Origin of the sequence: Fictibacillus nanhaiensis (assembly GCF_049537595.1) — a bacterium.
Taxonomy (GTDB): Bacteria; Bacillota; Bacilli; order Bacillales; family Fictibacillaceae; genus Fictibacillus; species Fictibacillus nanhaiensis_F.
This window is the reverse complement of record NZ_JBMULM010000001.1, coordinates 1,199,057-1,215,493: the sequence shown is the minus strand read 5'-3', so window position 1 is coordinate 1,215,493 and position 16,437 is coordinate 1,199,057. Positions and strand designations below refer to the sequence as shown.

The following is a 16,437-nucleotide window of genomic DNA, read 5'->3' as shown; positions in this document are numbered from 1 at the left end:
TCCTTATGTCAAGTGCTGAAAGATGTAGCGGATCATACCGAAAATGTAGGCGGAAACAGCTCCGAATACAATAACAGCTCCAGCTAATTTGAAGAGATTTGTAGCGACTCCTAGTACTAGACCTTCACTTTTATGTTCTAATGCCGCACTCGTAACGGCGTTAGCGAATCCTGTTACCGGAACGACAGAACCCGCTCCAGCAAATTGACCGATCTTATCGTATACTCCGAGTCCTGTTAACAGTGCTGCAATTAGAATGAGCGTGGCAACAGTCGGATTTCCCGCTGTTTCTTGTGTGAAATTAAAGTAAGTCATATAAAACATTTGTATCGCTTGACCGATCGTGCAGATGATTCCACCTACAAAAAAAGCTTTTAAACAATTTAAAACATATGGCGGTTTAGGCTGGATCGACTTAATTTTCTCGGCATATGCCTGCTGTTCTTCTTTAGTTGCCATCGTACAATCACGTCCTTAATGATTAATGTAGTACATCCAATGAAACAAAGATCCTGAGATTTTCCCCAGTACAATCGCCATTAATATAATGATAATCTTCTCTCCGAACCCTACTCTTTTCGCAAGAATCGGGAGTACGTTCAATACTTCTGTTAACGCTGCGGCTAACATCCCAATGAAGATTCCAGTAAACAGACCAATCGGTATTAGAAAGAAAGCTGGAAACCCAATCGAAGCGTTTCTTAGATTCATCCAACCTCCGATTACAGCTCCTAATATGATGCTTAACTCATAACCTCTGATGTATCGATACGTTTTAGAGAGTTGCATCAGTCTAGGTACAATTCCAAGAACCGTTATAAGAGCGACAAGACCAGAGCCTACTGTTATTCCACCACCAAAACCGATAAAGGCAACGAGCAATACTTTAATTCCCATTGATCTTCTTCTCTGTTTCTTTGTTCTCATGAACGATCACATACTGATCAAGGTCTTGCTGATAATTAAACATCTCAACTTCCAAAGGACTTGGTTCTTCATTAAGTCTTTTTCGGAAAAGATGGTTAAAGAAAAGAATCATGCCTAGACCAAGACCGAACGAATAGGGAATCTGCAATAAAAGAGGCTGCTCTTTATAATGCCCTGTTATCATGAAATAGATTTTCTGGTGAACAAGCTGCATGCTTACATCTTCATGAAAATTCATGATCGCAAGAGCCGATCCTGTAAAAAGGAGAAGCCAAACCAAGACAAAATATACTGGAGCCAGCTTTTTTTGTTGCATTTGAATCTCTAGAATCGCTTGTGCTGGTCCGATGGTCTGGACGTCTAAGCCTGGCTCCTTCTTTTGAATCGTAGCGATCACACGCATGACATCAATCACAATCAAATGCTTATCTTCAGGGGTTACTTCGTGGATAATATATCCCTTGATGGCTTCTTCTAATTCATCAGATGCTACAATCTGTGCAACTTCACCAATCGTGACTTTCTGATGCTGAATGACCTGTACGCGTTGACGCATACGCAGGTATACCGTTTTATCCAATTTTCACTTCACCTCTTTCTAAGCGCATTTGTGTTTAGTATGCGATGATGGAATTCTTATCATGCCTCACATTTAACAGCATCCAAAAACTACCACAAGAAAACGTTTCGGGGTTCATTGATGTATCATTGATGTATTTGAAAGTGGTTGATCTCCGTTTCAGGTGCTCCCTTTCCGCGGGGCGACCGGTGAGCCACTTGCCGCTTCGCGCCACTAAGTGTCTCACCTGTCTAGTTACAGCGGCTAGCCCCTCGAGGTCAAAAGCTAAACGGTCAAGAAGGCAAAATGCGCCTTCATAGCCCATTCAGCTTTTGCTTGTCGGGGCTAAAAGAGCCACTTTCACTTTTGAACTGACCGCTCGTGCCGCAGGAGTCTCGCACCCTACACTCCAATCAACCTAATCAGTGATGTTTATAAAGTATCGCTAAAGGCTGTTTGAACTTTAGTTAGTAAGTCATGAAGCTCTAAGACAATTGGAGGCTCTTATGTGTTTTTTGCTAATGCTAAAGACTGTTTGAACTTTTGATTGTGAGTCATAACTATATTTCAATAACTTGAACGGCGTCTTGATAAAACATCTGAATAAAAGGCTAAGCGATTTACATTTAGATTTTTTCTTTTTATACTTCCTATGCAAGTTGATTGGAGCGGAAGGTTGCCGACTCCTAAGGGCGCAAAGCGGAATGAGGCTCACCGTTCGCCCCATGGAAAGCGTGCAACCTGGAGCGGAGATCAACTACCTCTCTAAGAACGACATCCTTTGCTAAAACAAAACAACAAGCAAAAAACCAGATAGGACGTTTAAGTCTCCATCTGGTTTTTCATAAACAATAATATTTTCTTTTCGAGTCTGGATACCTGTACTTGAGAAATGGCCAGCCGGTCGGCTACTTCGGATTGCGTTTGGTCTTTGAAATACCTTAAATAAACAATCAGCCGTTCTCTCTCATCAAGTTTATCCATAATATCCTTTAACGCGATCTTATCGAACCACTTGTTTTCCGAATGATCGGAAATTTGGTCGAGTAGCGTTATGGGATCCCCATCATTCTCATAAACAGTTTCATGTATCGACTGTGGTGCTCGTACAGCATCCTGCGCCATAATCACATCTTCCACTGCGATCTCTAGAAATTCTGCTACTTCTGAAATGGTAGGTGTTCTCCCAAGTGATTTAGATAGCTCATCTTTTGCTTTACGAACTTTGTTACCGGTCTCTTTTAATGATCTGCTGACTTTAACCGTTCCATCATCCCTGATGAACCGCTGTATCTCACCAATGATCATAGGCACTGCATAGGTGGAGAACCTAACATCATAAGAAAGATCAAATTTATCAACAGATTTTAATAGCCCGATAGAGCCGATTTGAAAGAGGTCATCTGCTTCATAACCTCTGTTTAAAAAGCGCTGAACCACAGACCAGACAAGCCGCATGTTCTTTTCAACAATCGTATCACGTGCTGACTGATCTCCATCCTGACTCTGTTTGATCAATAACTTAATCTCTTCATCCTTAAGAAACGGTTCACTTTTGCTGCCTTTCACCTCGACATCCATAGACATACTCCCTTAATTACACATAGCTTTATTTTTGGTTAAGTATTTTGTCAAATGAATCGTTGTTCCGTAAGACGGTTCTGAGATGACTTCTACACTATCCATAAAATTCTCCATGATCGTAAAACCCATACCTGAGCGTTCTAACTCGGGCTTAGACGTATAAAGGGGCTGCCTTGCTTGATCAAGATCACGAATTCCCATGCCTTCGTCACGAATCGTAAGGTGGATCGTATCCTCCTCGATAGCAGCTTCAATATAAACCATTCCGGTTGCTTTGTTTTCGTATCCGTGAATGATCGCATTCGTCACCGCTTCGGATACAACGGTCTTGATCTCTGTCAGTTCATCAACTGTAGGATCGATCTGAGCGATAAACGCAGCAACCGTCACACGTGCGAAGGATTCATTCTGACTTAACGCTGAAAACTGAATCTTCATCTCATTTCTCATTTTTAAGCCACCCCCAAAGCCTGAAGGGCAAGCTCTTCATCTTCTTCAAGCTTGATAATCTTAAATAGTCCTGACATTTCAAAAAGACGTTTTACCGCTGGAGATATGGCGCATACCACCATCTCACCATTCTGACTCTTGATCTGTTTATAACGCCCTAGTATAACGCCTAACCCTGAACTATCCATGAAACTCAAACCTTCTAAATTCAAGACAATATGGTTTACCGTATGCTTCCTTAAATATTCCTCAACTTGTGACCGAAGCATATCTGCTGTATGGTGATCAAGTTCTCCGTCTAAGCGGATGCATAATACGGTGTGTTTAAGTTCCAAATTGACAGCTAATCCCACGCTATCCTCTCCTTCTTTTTTGGATAACGTGAATTTTCTATAAAAAAAGACGAATTCCTTCACTCTTGACAAAACTAGTGGGAATTCGCCTATAACTGTCAAGAAACCATTCAAATTATGAGGATTTTGACATTTGTCCTGCTGTTCGTTTAAAAAGTTTCCACCAAGATGCTTTTTTAACTGTCTCTGATGCCAAAACTGGACTTTCAGTAATCAGCTTGTTCCCGTTATAAATTTTTAAAGAACCAATCTGCTGTCCCTTTTTAACCGGTAATTTCAAATCTTTATCCACGTTAACTTCTGTTTTTACTTTTTTCGCGGTCTCACCTTTTTTCAATAAAAGAGAAATATGTTCAGAAGTAACGACAGGAAGCTTAGACTTTTCTGCTTTCTGAACTTTAACTTCTTTTACAATCTCATGCCTTGCATAGAGTTTTTTTGTTGAGAACTGAGTAAATGCATAGTCAAGCATTGAGGTGACCTGTGCGTTTCGATCTTTAGGAGAAGGGGCTCCCATAACAACTGCGATTACTCTCATACCGTTTTTGTTTGCTGTAGCTGTTAAACAATATTTTGCTTCATTCGTAAAACCTGTTTTCAATCCATCTACACCAGGATAAAATTTTACAAGTCTGTTTGTATTAACAAGCCAAAACTTCTTGTCTGTTTCTTCTCTTAAATAATCTTCATAAAGTCCCGTGAACTTTGTAACTTCCTCATGTTTAAGAAGTTCTTTTCCCATGATCGCCATATCATGAGAAGATGTGTAATGACCTGCTGCAGGAAGCCCCGTAGGATTTTTAAAGAACGTATCGTTTAAACCGAGTTCTTTTGCTTTATCGTTCATACGATTTACAAAAGAATCAACAGAACCAGCGATATGTTCAGCCATTGCGACTGATGCATCGTTAGCGCTTCCGATCGCTATACCTTTTACCATGTCTTCTACACGCATCTCTTCACCAGGTTCAAGGAAGATTTGAGATCCACCCATGCTCGCCGCATACTCACTTACACGGATCTTATCGTTCCAGCTGATCTTTCCTTTATCGATAGCTTCCATGATCAATATCATCGTCATGATTTTTGTCATGCTCGCTGGCGGCAACTTCTCATGGCTATTCTTTTCGAACAGTACACTCCCACTATCTTGTTCCATTAAAATGGCTGAGTGGCTCTGTTCTGCAAGCTTTATTTTTTCTTTTGCTTTTTCTGCTGCATCAGCTTTTGGAATTGCAAACGATGCCAGCAAACAAATACTTAGTAGACCTGAAATAACGCCTTTCATACAGTTCCCTCCATTCATATAGTTATATTTTTTCCATAATTTTTCACTTTATACCGGATCTTCCAACCATTTCAAAGTTCTTGAAGACAAAAAAAGACTCAAGAGTATGAACTCTTGAGTCACCTTACATATCCATTATTTTTTTATTTCTTTGTATACGAGCGGAGGAGCTTCTACAGCTTCTTTTGAGATCGTATAAGCATCACGGATTTTCTTCTTCACATCTTCTACATTCTCAGTGTTGCTGTAGATCGTAACGAGTGAATCACCTTTTGAAACGCGATCTCCAACTTTCTTGTTCAGCATCAAACCAACAGCAAGATCGATTTCTGATTCCTTAGTTGCGCGTCCAGCACCTAAAATCATAGCAGCAGTTCCAATCTCATCTGCAACAATTTCAGAAACATAGCCGTCTTCGTCTGCAGTCAATTCAAATGTATGCGCAGCTTGTGGCATTCTTTCTGGATGATCTACTACAGATTCGTCTCCACCTTGAGCTTTTAAGAATACTTTTAACGTTTCAAGCGCTTTTCCAGAAGTGATTACTTCTTTTAACATCTCACGTGCTTGTTCTAATGAATCTGCTTTTTTCGCCAGATATACCATGTGAGAACCTAATGTTAAGCAAAGCTCTTCTAGGTCTTTTGGTCCCTTGCCACTAAGCGTATCGATCGCTTCTTTGATCTCTAAAGCATTTCCGATCGCTAATCCTAGAGGTTGGCTCATATCAGAGATAACTGCCATTGTATTACGTCCTACTGCATTTCCGATTTTCACCATCGCGTTAGCAAGTTCTTCTGCTTCTTCTGGTGTTTTCATGAATGCCCCTGCACCTGTTTTTACATCAAGCACGATTGCATCAGCACCAGCAGCGATTTTTTTACTCATGATTGAGCTCGCGATCAATGGAACAGAGTTAACCGTTGCCGTTACGTCACGAAGGCCATACAACTTTTTATCAGCAGGTGTAAGGTTTCCACTTTGTCCGATAACAGCAAGTTTATTTTTATTTACTAAGTCAATGAATTCTTGGTTGTCGATCTCAACGTGGAAACCAGGAACAGCTTCTAATTTATCGATCGTTCCACCTGTATGGCCAAGTCCTCTTCCAGACATTTTCGCTACAGGTACATCAAGCGCAGCAACTAGAGGAGCTAGCACAAGAGTCGTTGTATCACCAACACCGCCTGTTGAGTGCTTGTCTACTTTAATCCCCTCGATCGCAGAAAGATCAATCTGATCACCTGACTCAACCATCGCCATTGTTAAATGAGCTCGTTCTTCAGTAGTCATATCTTTAAAGTATACAGCCATAGCAAATGCAGACATTTGATAGTCAGGAATATCACCGTTTGTATAGTTTTGAATAATAAAATCGATCTCCGCTTTTGTTAGTTCTTTTCCATCACGCTTTTTTTGAATCAAATCAACCATTCTCATGTTAATAGCACCACTTTCTTATCACTTTACATATGAAGATATTTTTAAAAAGTTAATTAAAATACTTTGGAATCTATCTACTGAACTGTTAGATTTCCTTAACGATTCCTTTAACTAAAGAAAGGAAATTGGATTTTACCATCTCTGTTGTTTCCATTACCTCATCATGTGTTAACGGTTGATCCAAGATACCTGCAGCCATGTTAGAGATACAAGAAATACCCAGAACTTTCATTCCAGTATGACGAGCGATGATTACTTCTGGAACCGTAGACATGCCAACAGCATCTGCTCCCCATACACGAAGCATTCTTACTTCTGCAGGTGTTTCATATGAAGGGCCTGTATTTCCAGCGTAAACACCTTCTTTTAATGAGATGTTTAAGTCTTTTGCTACACTGCGTGCAACATCTTGTAAAGATAACGTGTAAGCTTCGCTCATATCTGGAAAACGAACGCCAAACGAATCATCATTCGCACCAATTAACGGATTGTTACCAAAGTTATTGATGTGATCAGTGATCAACATTAGATCTCCAGCTTCAAAATCCTTGTTCACCCCGCCTGCAGCGTTCGTTACAACAATTGTTTCTACACCGATCAGTTTCATCACACGTACAGGAAACGTTACTTTTTCCATCGAGTATCCTTCGTAATAATGAAAACGCCCTTGCATCGCTACTACTTGTTTTCCAGCCAATTCACCAATAACAAGCTGACCAGCGTGACCTTCTACAGTGGAAACAGGAAACTCAGGAATATCTGAGTATGGAATAATAACCGGGTTTTGAATTTCTTCAGCTAGAATTCCTAGACCAGAACCTAAGATCAAACCTATTTTTGGAGCAGAAGTAAGTTTTGATTGGATAAAATCAGCAGATGTTTGTAATTGTTTTGACATGTTCATTTCCCCCTTAACTTAACCTTAAAGTTGATTTAAAAAGCTTTGGCCGATACTAGGTTTTTTTACATCATAAATCTCAGCGATCGTTGCACCAATATCAGCGAACGTATTACCTACGCTAAGTTCTTTACCTTTTTTAATGCCTTTGTAATATACCATTAATGGCACATATTCACGTGTGTGATCTGTTCCGTGATGAACAGGATCGTTTCCATGGTCTGCCGTGATGATAAGGAGATCATCTTCTTTAAGCTTTTCTAGAACTTCTGGTAATCGAGCATCAAATTCTTCTAATGCTTGTCCATACCCTTTAGGATCTCTTCTATGTCCAAACAATGCATCAAAATCGACCAAGTTCAAAAAGTTAAGACCTGTAAAGTCTTCATCCATAGATTTCACAAGCTTGTCCATTCCATCCATGTTCGATTTCGTGCGAATGGCTTTTGTAACACCTTCACCATCAAAGATATCAGAGATCTTACCTAGTGCGATGCTGTCGTAACCTGCGTCTTCTAACTCGTTCATTACCGTTCTTCCGAAAGGTTTTAAAGCGTAGTCGTGACGGTTAGACGTTCTTTCAAATGCTCCTGGCTCACCTTTAAACGGACGAGCTATGATTCTTCCCAGCATATACTTGCCTTCACGTGTCATTTCTCTTGCCGTTTCACAGATCTCATATAATTCTTCTAGAGGAACTACATCTTCATGAGCTGCAATCTGAAGCACTGAATCTGCTGACGTGTACACGATCAACTTACCAGTCTGTACATGTTCTTCTCCAAGCTCAGTAATAATCTCTGTACCTGAAGCAGGCTTATTACCAAGAATTCCTCTGCCCCATTTTTCTGTAAGCATATCAATCAACTCATCAGGAAAGCCATCTGGAAACGTTTGAAAAGGCTCCTTAATATGAAGTCCCATGATCTCCCAGTGCCCCGTCATCGTATCTTTACCATTTGAAAGTTCAGGTAGTTTCGCGTAATGACCGATTGGATTCGTTGCCTTTTCAACACCCTCCATCGTCGAATCAATATTTCCAAGTCCAAGCTTCTCCATATTTGGAACGTTGAGGCCATTCATTTCACGAGCAATATGGCCTAGCGTGTGAGCTCCTTTATCTCCAAATTTTTCTGCATCTGGGGCTTCACCGATTCCTACAGAATCCATTACGACTAAAAAAGTTCTCTTAAAACGTGATTGTTTCATCTTGTCCTCCTGAAATTCGTACATTCACTTTATTTACTATTTCCTTTTAGCAGAAACAACAAACAAATCCTTAATGATGTCAGAAGTCTGACATCTTGTTATAAAAAGAAAGCTCACGCCCTCGGATGGAAGGCGGAGTATACATCTTTTAATCTCGTTTTTGTTACATGCGTATATATTTGTGTGGTTGAAATATCAGCATGTCCCAACATCTCTTGCACTGCACGAAGATCCGCACCGTTTTCTAACAGATGAGTAGCGAACGAATGGCGAAGTGTATGCGGCGTGAGTTCTTTTTCAATATGAGCTTTTCTTGCTAGTTGCTTTAATATCTTCCAAAATCCTTGTCGAGATAAACGATTTCCGTGATGATTTAGAAAGAGTGCATCCGTTTTCTTGCTTTTTAACATGATTGACCGTCCATCTTGCAGATATCGTTCGATTGCTGTTTGGGCCATTTTCCCAAGAGGGATAATTCTTTCTTTATTCCCTTTACCTATACAGCGGATGAATCCCATATCTAGGTGAACATCTCCTATATTAAGCTGAACAAGTTCTGAAACTCGAATGCCTGTTGCATACAATAGCTCGAGCATGCCCTTGTCTCTTTGAGAAAAGGGATCGTTTGCAGCAGGTGTGTCTAATAATGCTTCAACCTCTTCTGTGGATAATACTTTAGGAAGCTTCCGCTCTGTTTTAGGTGTTTCAATATGTACAGAAGGGTCTTGACTGGAGACTTTTTCTCTTCGAAGAAACTGGTGAAAAGACCGAATAGACGCAATGTTGCGCGCTAGCGTCGTGGAAGCCTTACCATTCTCTTTTAAAAATAAAAGATACCCCATTATATGATTACGGTCAATCTCATGAATCGTTTCAAGAGATTCGACTTTTTCGAGATATCGTACATATTGAGTTAAATCTCTCTTATAGGAGTCGATTGTGTTCTTTGAGAGGGCTCGTTCTACAATAATGTATTGAAGAAAATCCTGAACATGTTCGTTCACTCTACCCCTCCTTACTCACCCGTTTGATAAAAATAAAAAAGTCTTTTTACAGGGTTTGAGTCCTTATCAGAACTCAAGTTAAAGACTTTAACAGCTTTACCTTTTGGTTCGTCATATCTATGATAGTTTTCATATTCTGAATTAATCCAAAGCAAACCGAAATAAAACACGAGCGTGCAAATTGAAAAAGCAAAGAACACCTTTGTTGTATTCCAAACGATTTTCATCCAGGAAATCATCATGTCCACCCCTGTCCTCATATAGTACAGGTTATGCCCACATGTTCCCCGATTATACATAAAACTTAAATCTACACCTCATACGTTACCCGATTCTTCGGACTTTGTAAATATTCTTTGCCTAATATCTTCTAAGTGAGTATGAAATCCTTTTCGAAGATACCTACCAACTCGAAAATTGTTGAACAAAAACAAAAAGGAAGCGCTACTCTTCGCTTCCTTTACCTTCATTATTATCCTTAGGATGACATCTGTGACAGATTCCATGAAATGTAAGTCTGTGATCTTTAATTTTGAAATTCCAGCCTTCTTCAACTACTTTTTCCACATCGCCAAGAAGGTCTTCTTGTATTTCATCCACCGCTCCACATTCGATACAAACGAGATGATGATGAAAATGGTCCGCACCCTCTGTTCTAAGATCGTAACGGGAAACCCCATCACCAAAGTTAATCTTATCTACTACTTTAAGCTCGGTTAAGAGTTCCAGAGTACGGTAAACGGTCGCCAAACCAATTTCTGGCGCCTTTTCTTTTACGAGCAGATAAACATCTTCCGCACTTAAGTGATCTTCTTCGTTTTCGAGGAGGACTCTAACGGTCGCCTCACGCTGTGGAGTCAGCTTATAGCTTTGTGAATGCAGCTGTTTTTTGATACGGTCGAGTCTGCTTTCCATACCCTTTTCCTCCTTATGTACACACAAGATAATTATAAGCATGGAGAAAAAAGTTGTCAATTTAAACTCATTTTAATTAACGATTTAAACTTATTATTAACAAATAATTATTATCCAGAAACTAAATCGACCATTTTATAACTTGCTCCATCAGTGCTGGGGTAAAGAAAGCTTCCATCGTTGAGGCAAGCAGAACCATTACACCTACCCCTGCAACCAAAAGTGTATATCTTAAAAGCTGTGGCAAAAAAGGCATATGGTGTCTTTTAAAAGCAAGCTGACGAATCATCTTAAATGAAAAAGCCACTGCTGCTACTGTTACAATAATGAAAGCTGGAATTAATAGTACGTTCTGCGGCAGAACCGACACAAAAGATAATAAAAAGCCATACCATCCCATTTGATTCACTAAGAAGCCTACAGTAAAACCAATTACTACTCCTTTTAAGAACAGCATAACTAAGATAACAGGCAGACCGATCACGGATAGTCCTAGAATCCACATTAGACCCATATATTTTAGATAATGGCCAAAACTTTGAAAGAACATATCTGTTTTGCTCGTAAAGCCACCTTCCGCAGCTTGAACAAAAAAACGTGATAAATACGTGTATAGATCTTGTTTTTGATTCAGACTCAACGAATTTACGATAATTGCTCCAAAGATGACACCCATTAAAAAGAGAACACCAACAAACGCATACAAGGTCTTATTCTCTTCTAGATGCCGCTGCATATAATAACGCGCACTCTCCATATGTAAGCCTCCTCCACCGAATCTCTTAATCCTATTCTATGAATCAGGGGAGAAGGTATGTCTTATTTTTTGTTTTTACTAGGATGGTTTACAATTACTTTTCCATAAGTTCCACCACCGCCTATTTGGACAGAGAGGTCTCCGTTTCTAGCGGATAGGATCTGTTCTACTATAGCTGGTTTAACAATTTCTTTAAGTTGATCTTCTGTAGAAGAATGTATGATATCCATATCTGTTCCGATCGCTTCACGAAGTTTCACCAAAGATTTTGGACCTAATCCTGGTATGAACTCCAGCGGTATCTGATGAATATAAGGTGGTCTGTTTACTTTACTTGTCTTTGTACCTTGAAGTTCTTTGATCCGGTCGTTGACTCCCTTTACAAACTTCTTACTTCCACATTTATTGCAGCTGTCACTGTTCGGAAGAAAAACTTCTAAACATGTTTCACAGACCGAATTATAATATTTTCCGAGATAAGGATTCAGGCCATAATTAGCAATAATCTCTCTACCATTTTCTCCTTGAAGAGCCATACTGAATTCTTTAAAAGTTGGTTCCTTCAAGGAAAGCATCTGATATTCACGTGCAATCTTCTCTAATGAGTGTGCATCTGAATTCGTCAGGAAAGTGAATGAAGAAAGCTCTTCTAGTCGGGATGCCATCTCTGTATTCGAGCTTAAACCTAATTCAACACCATCTATCATAGACGGATCTAACACTTCCGTTAGAGATGAGCCTACTCCTTTTCCGTATAAACTTTTAAATGGAGTAAAAATATGAGCAGGAATAAATAATCCGCCAGAATTTTTCACAAAGTGTTGTAGGTCAAGAGCACTGCCGTACATTCGCTGTGAACTTAAATGGATATTCTTCATTCGAGAAGATAGCCAAAGACTTAAGTTCTCCATTGCAGCAAGGCTAGGCATGTATACAAGAACGTGAATCGGGCCTTTACAATGTTCATCGTTAATTTCGATCTCGGCTCCAGGTATGAGTGTTAATCCATCAATCGATAAGCCGCCTTCTTCTAGCTCTTTCAAGGAACCTTCTTGTTTAAGCTCTTTTAATTCTTGAATTACTTCAGGTGAATGACAATCGATGATTCCTATGACATCCATCCCTTTTACATGATTGGCTACATGTAAGATATTGCGGAGTGTCAGGGATCTTGAACCTGTAATCTTAATCGCTTTTCCTGTTCGAGATGCTCCAATGTGAATATGCATATCAGCAAAGAACGGTAGAAGTTTATTTTTTGACTGCACGAGTTAACTCCATATACATAACACTGTAAGCTGTTTTTGCATCATGAATCTTTTCTTCTCTCATTAATTCTTTCGCTTCATCTACGCTTAATTCGAGGACGTTCAAGAATTCATCTTCATCTGTCATCTGATTACCTTGTTTTGTAAGAGTGTTCGTATAGTAGAGATGAATCAGTTCGTCTGCAAACCCTGGCGAGGTGTAGAAAGAACCGATAGACTCCATAGATTCACAAGCAAAACCCGTTTCTTCTAACAATTCGCGCTTGGCACACTCTAAAGGGTCTTCTCCTTTTTCAAGCTTACCTGCCGGAATTTCGATAATCGTCTTTTCGAGTGGTTTACGGAACTGCTCTACCATTAACATCTTACCTTCATCTGTTACGGCTAGTACGGCAACTGCTCCAGGGTGTTTAACAACCTCTCGTTTTCCTGTCTTCTTATTCGGCAGTTCAACTTCTTCTATATATAGATCAATAACTTTACCGCTGTATATCTGTTCTTTGCTTATCGTTTTTTCGTATAAGTTTTCCATTTTCCACACTCCAATGGTCTATTTATCTTCTTTTCTACATAAAGTCTATCATACTTTGGAATACTGCATTTAATAGGACGATGAGGGAGGCATAGCAGATGAAGATCTATCTACAACCTAAAGGGATCACCCTTGTGGGTAAGGCATGGCAGATCAAATATATGCTACAAACTTATATGAAGCAGCATGAACTTGTTCAAGACTGGATCAACGCCACGTCTCCTAAAAAATAAACGCAGCTTAACGGCTAACGATGTGAATTTATATTCGCATCTTTTTTTGTGCGGACTTTTTCCTTTTTTTAGATCATTATGATAGGTTTAAAGCAGAAACAAATCGAATGAAGTTGAGGTGATTAGAATGGAGAAAAGAAGACTAGGTTCTTCTGATTTGTATGTGAGTGAACTGAGTTTAGGATGTATGTCACTTGCACCTGAGCTTAGAAACGAGAACGAGAGAATCGTAAAGACAGCACTCGATCATGGTATTAATTACTTTGATACAGCCGATTTATATGGCTTCGGGTGGAATGAAGAGTTTATTGGAAAAACACTAAAAGAAGTTAGACAAGATATCATTCTTGCGACAAAAGGTGGCAACGATTGGAACCAGCCAGGAGATGGATGGCAATGGAATCCTTCTAAAACTTATATTAAATCTGCGTTAAAGGATAGCTTAAAACGTCTACAAACTGATTACATCGATCTCTACCAGCTTCACGGAGGAACAATCGATGATCCGCTTGATGAAACGATCGAAGCTTTTGATGAACTCGTGTCTGAAGGATATATCCGTTATTATGGTATTTCTTCTATACGGCCTAACACGATTAAATATTTTGCAGAGCACTCGAATATTCAAAGTATCATGATGCAATACAGTTTATTGGATAGACGTCCTGAAGAACTGTTTCCTTATCTCAATACAAAGGATATAAGTGTGATCGCAAGAGGTCCTGTTGCAAAAGGATGGTTGAGTGAAAAAGCATTTCAAAAGAGTGCTGATGGCACGTTTCTTCATTACACAGGCGCAGACATACAAAAAAGGATCGAGAAGTCTAAAGATGTCTTAGGCGATAAGAACATCACACACGCAGCTTTGCAATATGTGTTGAGTCAAAAGCCAGTGGCAACTGCAGCTGCTGGTGCGAGCTCAGTTGAACAACTTTTAGAAAATATTAAAACCTTTGAATCTACACCTTTAAGAGAAGCGGAGTCAGAGTCATTGCGCTCTCTTTTTCCAGTTGAAATCTACGAAACGCACCGAGCATAATCCAATAGAAAAAGTCCCGTTGCAGCGATATCGCTCCACGGGACTTTTTTTATACTAGTTTTAGTAACATCGCAATTCCTTGCCCACCGCCAATACAGAGGCTCGCTATACCGTACTTTTCTTGACGTTGTTTCATTTCATAACTCAATGTAAGCAACAGTCTTGCGCCACTCGCACCTACAGGGTGACCGAGTGCAATCGCTCCTCCGTTTACATTCGTTTTTTCGCGATCTAATTGTAGTTCTTTTTCTACAGCTAAGTATTGAGAACTAAACGCTTCATTTATTTCAAACAAACCAATGTCATCGATCGTAAGACCTGTTTTTAGAAGTAGTTTCTGAATAGCTGGTACTGGACCGATACCCATCACCGATGGATCGACCCCTGTTACTGCCCATGAAACAATCTCTACGAGCGGTTTTAAACCTTTCTCTTTGACCGATTTTTCATGAGCAAGAATGAGTGACACGGCGCCATCGTTAATAGAAGAAGAATTTCCCGCTGTAACTGTTCCGTCTTTTTGAAATGATGGCCTCAAATCTCCAAGCAAAGAAACAGATGTTTCAGGTTTGATCCCTTCATCCTCTGTAAAGAGAGCTCCGTTTTTTAGCGGTACTGAAACGATCTCTTTTGTAAATCTTCCACTCTCTCTTGCTTCAGCCGCTTTTCTATGACTTAGACTTGCGAACTCATCTTGCTCTCCTCTTGAAATGGCATATTGATCAGCTAAATTTTCAGCTGTAATACCCATGCCACACCCGATGTATTCATCACTTAACGTCTGAAGAAGCATATCATCAAACGTGATCGGGCCAAACTTTTGATTATGAAACCGGTGGTGAAAAGAAACGTGTGGCGACTGTGACATATTTTCAATGCCTCCAGAAAGCGCGATTCCTTCTTCCTGATCACGTAGGTTCTGCACGGCTGAAACGACTGCTTGCAGGCCAGATCCACATAAGCGGTTGACAAGCATGGCAGGAACGTCTGATGGCACTCCTGCTTTTAAAGCAGTATGTCTCGCTACATATGCGGCATTCTTGCTTGAATGAATAACATTACCATAAACTACATCCGTTATATCTGCTGGAGAAATGTTGGCACGTTTCATCGCCTCTAGAGCAGATATCTCACCTAGGTCTGTCGGACTCACACCAGTCAAGGATTTTCCATATGATCCGAACGGCGTTCTAGCCCCATCTATGATATAGATAGTCATGTGGTTGCACCTCTTTATTTAAAAGATTAAGAACCCTTGTATTGATCATGAATCTTCTTCGTGTAATAAATATTTATCACAAGGACATACCTTAATAAGCGTTTAACTTAACATCCTCTGCGACAGACAGTTTGGCCTCGGTTGAATTCACCACATCCTCAACGGAATATCCTTCTGCTACTTCTCTTAAGACGAGACCTTTTTCAGAAACGTCCATGACAGCTCGATCAGTAATGATTCGTTCCACGACTCCTTTACCTGTTAGGGGAAGCTGACATTCCTTTAAGATTTTACTGTCACCTGCTTTGTTCACATGTTCCATGATGACGATGATCTTCTTTGCTCCATGCACAAGGTCCATTGCCCCGCCCATTCCTTTTATCATCTTTCCTGGGATCATCCAGTTGGCTAGATCCCCATTCTCTGAAACTTCCATTCCGCCTAGTATCGCGATATCGATGTGACCGCCGCGGATCATAGCAAACGACTCAGAACTGTCGAAGTAAGATGCACCTTTAATAGCCGTGACGGTTTCTTTTCCTGCATTGATCAGGTCAGGATCAACTTCACTTTCAAGTGGATAAGGTCCGATTCCCAAAAGCCCGTTTTCTGACTGTAGAACAACCTCTTTATTATCGGAAATAAAATTGGCAACCATCGTCGGCATTCCGATCCCTAAATTTACATAGAATCCTGATTCGATTTCTTTTTCAGCTCTTTTTGCAATTCTTTCTCTAATATTCATAATGGTTTCCCTCC

General features: G+C 40.0%; 20 protein-coding genes. 2 read left to right on the top strand and 18 right to left on the bottom strand.

Annotated features, from left to right (window positions below):
* Nucleotides 1–3: 3 nt before the first annotated feature.
* The 16 genes from spoVAC to ACOZ9X_RS06015 form a co-directional block, all read right to left on the bottom strand.
* On the bottom strand, nucleotides 4–459 hold the full coding sequence (gene spoVAC, locus ACOZ9X_RS06090) for a stage V sporulation protein AC (protein WP_423417398.1): 456 nt from the start codon (nucleotides 457–459) through the stop codon (nucleotides 4–6).
* A 15-nt stretch (nucleotides 460–474) separates the two neighbouring features.
* The gene (locus ACOZ9X_RS06085) at nucleotides 475–897 is read right to left on the bottom strand and encodes a stage V sporulation protein AB (protein ID WP_423417397.1); all 423 of its coding nucleotides are present in this window, start codon (nucleotides 895–897) and stop codon (nucleotides 475–477) included.
* Nucleotides 887–1,507 carry a stage V sporulation protein AA gene (locus ACOZ9X_RS06080; RefSeq protein WP_423417396.1) on the bottom strand — a complete coding sequence of 207 codons (621 nt, stop codon included), beginning with the start codon at nucleotides 1,505–1,507 and terminating at the stop codon, nucleotides 887–889. Before ACOZ9X_RS06080 ends, ACOZ9X_RS06085 begins: the two co-directional genes overlap by 11 nt.
* A gap of 801 nt (nucleotides 1,508–2,308) precedes the next feature.
* On the bottom strand, nucleotides 2,309–3,067 hold the full coding sequence (gene sigF / locus ACOZ9X_RS06075; protein WP_144699269.1) for an RNA polymerase sporulation sigma factor SigF: 759 nt from the start codon (nucleotides 3,065–3,067) through the stop codon (nucleotides 2,309–2,311).
* 12 nt (nucleotides 3,068–3,079) lie between these two features.
* The gene (gene spoIIAB, locus ACOZ9X_RS06070; protein ID WP_198767686.1) at nucleotides 3,080–3,520 is read right to left on the bottom strand and encodes an anti-sigma F factor; all 441 of its coding nucleotides are present in this window, start codon (nucleotides 3,518–3,520) and stop codon (nucleotides 3,080–3,082) included.
* Between the two features lie 2 nt (nucleotides 3,521–3,522).
* Nucleotides 3,523–3,873: an anti-sigma F factor antagonist gene (spoIIAA, locus tag ACOZ9X_RS06065; RefSeq protein ID WP_066395843.1), complete on the bottom strand. Its 351-nt coding sequence runs from the start codon at nucleotides 3,871–3,873 to the stop codon at nucleotides 3,523–3,525.
* Nucleotides 3,874–3,988: 115 nt separating this feature from the next.
* Entirely contained in the window at nucleotides 3,989–5,161 is a 1,173-nt protein-coding gene (locus ACOZ9X_RS06060) for a D-alanyl-D-alanine carboxypeptidase family protein (RefSeq protein ID WP_423417395.1), read from the bottom strand.
* A 135-nt stretch (nucleotides 5,162–5,296) separates the two neighbouring features.
* Nucleotides 5,297–6,601 carry a pyrimidine-nucleoside phosphorylase gene (locus tag ACOZ9X_RS06055; RefSeq protein WP_423417394.1) on the bottom strand — a complete coding sequence of 435 codons (1,305 nt, stop codon included), beginning with the start codon at nucleotides 6,599–6,601 and terminating at the stop codon, nucleotides 5,297–5,299.
* An 88-nt stretch (nucleotides 6,602–6,689) separates the two neighbouring features.
* Nucleotides 6,690–7,502: a purine-nucleoside phosphorylase gene (locus ACOZ9X_RS06050; RefSeq protein ID WP_423417393.1), complete on the bottom strand. Its 813-nt coding sequence runs from the start codon at nucleotides 7,500–7,502 to the stop codon at nucleotides 6,690–6,692.
* A gap of 24 nt (nucleotides 7,503–7,526) precedes the next feature.
* Nucleotides 7,527–8,711, bottom strand: coding sequence for a phosphopentomutase (deoB, locus tag ACOZ9X_RS06045; RefSeq protein WP_423417392.1), 1,185 nt, complete (start codon nucleotides 8,709–8,711; stop codon nucleotides 7,527–7,529).
* A gap of 113 nt (nucleotides 8,712–8,824) precedes the next feature.
* Nucleotides 8,825–9,715, bottom strand: a complete 891-nt coding sequence (gene xerD, locus ACOZ9X_RS06040; RefSeq protein WP_423417391.1) for a site-specific tyrosine recombinase XerD — start codon at nucleotides 9,713–9,715, stop codon at nucleotides 8,825–8,827.
* An 11-nt stretch (nucleotides 9,716–9,726) separates the two neighbouring features.
* Nucleotides 9,727–9,957, bottom strand: a complete 231-nt coding sequence (locus ACOZ9X_RS06035) for a YqzK family protein (protein ID WP_313957519.1) — start codon at nucleotides 9,955–9,957, stop codon at nucleotides 9,727–9,729.
* Between the two features lie 202 nt (nucleotides 9,958–10,159).
* Nucleotides 10,160–10,630: a Fur family transcriptional regulator gene (locus tag ACOZ9X_RS06030; RefSeq protein ID WP_423417390.1), complete on the bottom strand. Its 471-nt coding sequence runs from the start codon at nucleotides 10,628–10,630 to the stop codon at nucleotides 10,160–10,162.
* 121 nt (nucleotides 10,631–10,751) lie between these two features.
* Nucleotides 10,752–11,387 (bottom strand): stage II sporulation protein M, encoded by a 636-nt coding sequence (gene spoIIM / locus ACOZ9X_RS06025; protein WP_066395870.1) that lies wholly within the window; start codon nucleotides 11,385–11,387, stop codon nucleotides 10,752–10,754.
* 62 nt (nucleotides 11,388–11,449) lie between these two features.
* Complete coding sequence (locus ACOZ9X_RS06020) at nucleotides 11,450–12,616, bottom strand: endonuclease Q family protein (RefSeq protein ID WP_423418230.1); 1,167 nt, start codon at nucleotides 12,614–12,616, stop codon at nucleotides 11,450–11,452.
* 22 nt (nucleotides 12,617–12,638) lie between these two features.
* A complete protein-coding gene (locus ACOZ9X_RS06015; RefSeq protein WP_423417389.1) occupies nucleotides 12,639–13,187 on the bottom strand; it encodes an NUDIX hydrolase in 549 nt (182 codons plus the stop codon).
* A 98-nt stretch (nucleotides 13,188–13,285) separates the two neighbouring features.
* On the opposite strand from ACOZ9X_RS06015, the gene mciZ reads away from it, so the two are divergent.
* Both mciZ and ACOZ9X_RS06005 read left to right on the top strand, forming a co-directional pair.
* Complete coding sequence (mciZ, locus tag ACOZ9X_RS06010; RefSeq protein WP_423417388.1) at nucleotides 13,286–13,420, top strand: Z-ring formation inhibitor MciZ; 135 nt, start codon at nucleotides 13,286–13,288, stop codon at nucleotides 13,418–13,420.
* Nucleotides 13,421–13,547: 127 nt separating this feature from the next.
* Entirely contained in the window at nucleotides 13,548–14,459 is a 912-nt protein-coding gene (locus tag ACOZ9X_RS06005; RefSeq protein WP_423417387.1) for an aldo/keto reductase, read from the top strand.
* Nucleotides 14,460–14,508: 49 nt separating this feature from the next.
* Here the strand turns inward: ACOZ9X_RS06005 and ACOZ9X_RS06000 are convergent, their stop codons facing one another.
* Together ACOZ9X_RS06000 and ACOZ9X_RS05995 are read right to left on the bottom strand one after the other, a co-directional pair.
* Nucleotides 14,509–15,678 (bottom strand): thiolase family protein, encoded by a 1,170-nt coding sequence (locus ACOZ9X_RS06000; protein WP_423417386.1) that lies wholly within the window; start codon nucleotides 15,676–15,678, stop codon nucleotides 14,509–14,511.
* Nucleotides 15,679–15,769: 91 nt separating this feature from the next.
* Nucleotides 15,770–16,423, bottom strand: coding sequence for a CoA transferase subunit B (locus ACOZ9X_RS05995; RefSeq protein ID WP_423417385.1), 654 nt, complete (start codon nucleotides 16,421–16,423; stop codon nucleotides 15,770–15,772).
* Between the last annotated feature and the right edge of the window lie 14 nt (nucleotides 16,424–16,437).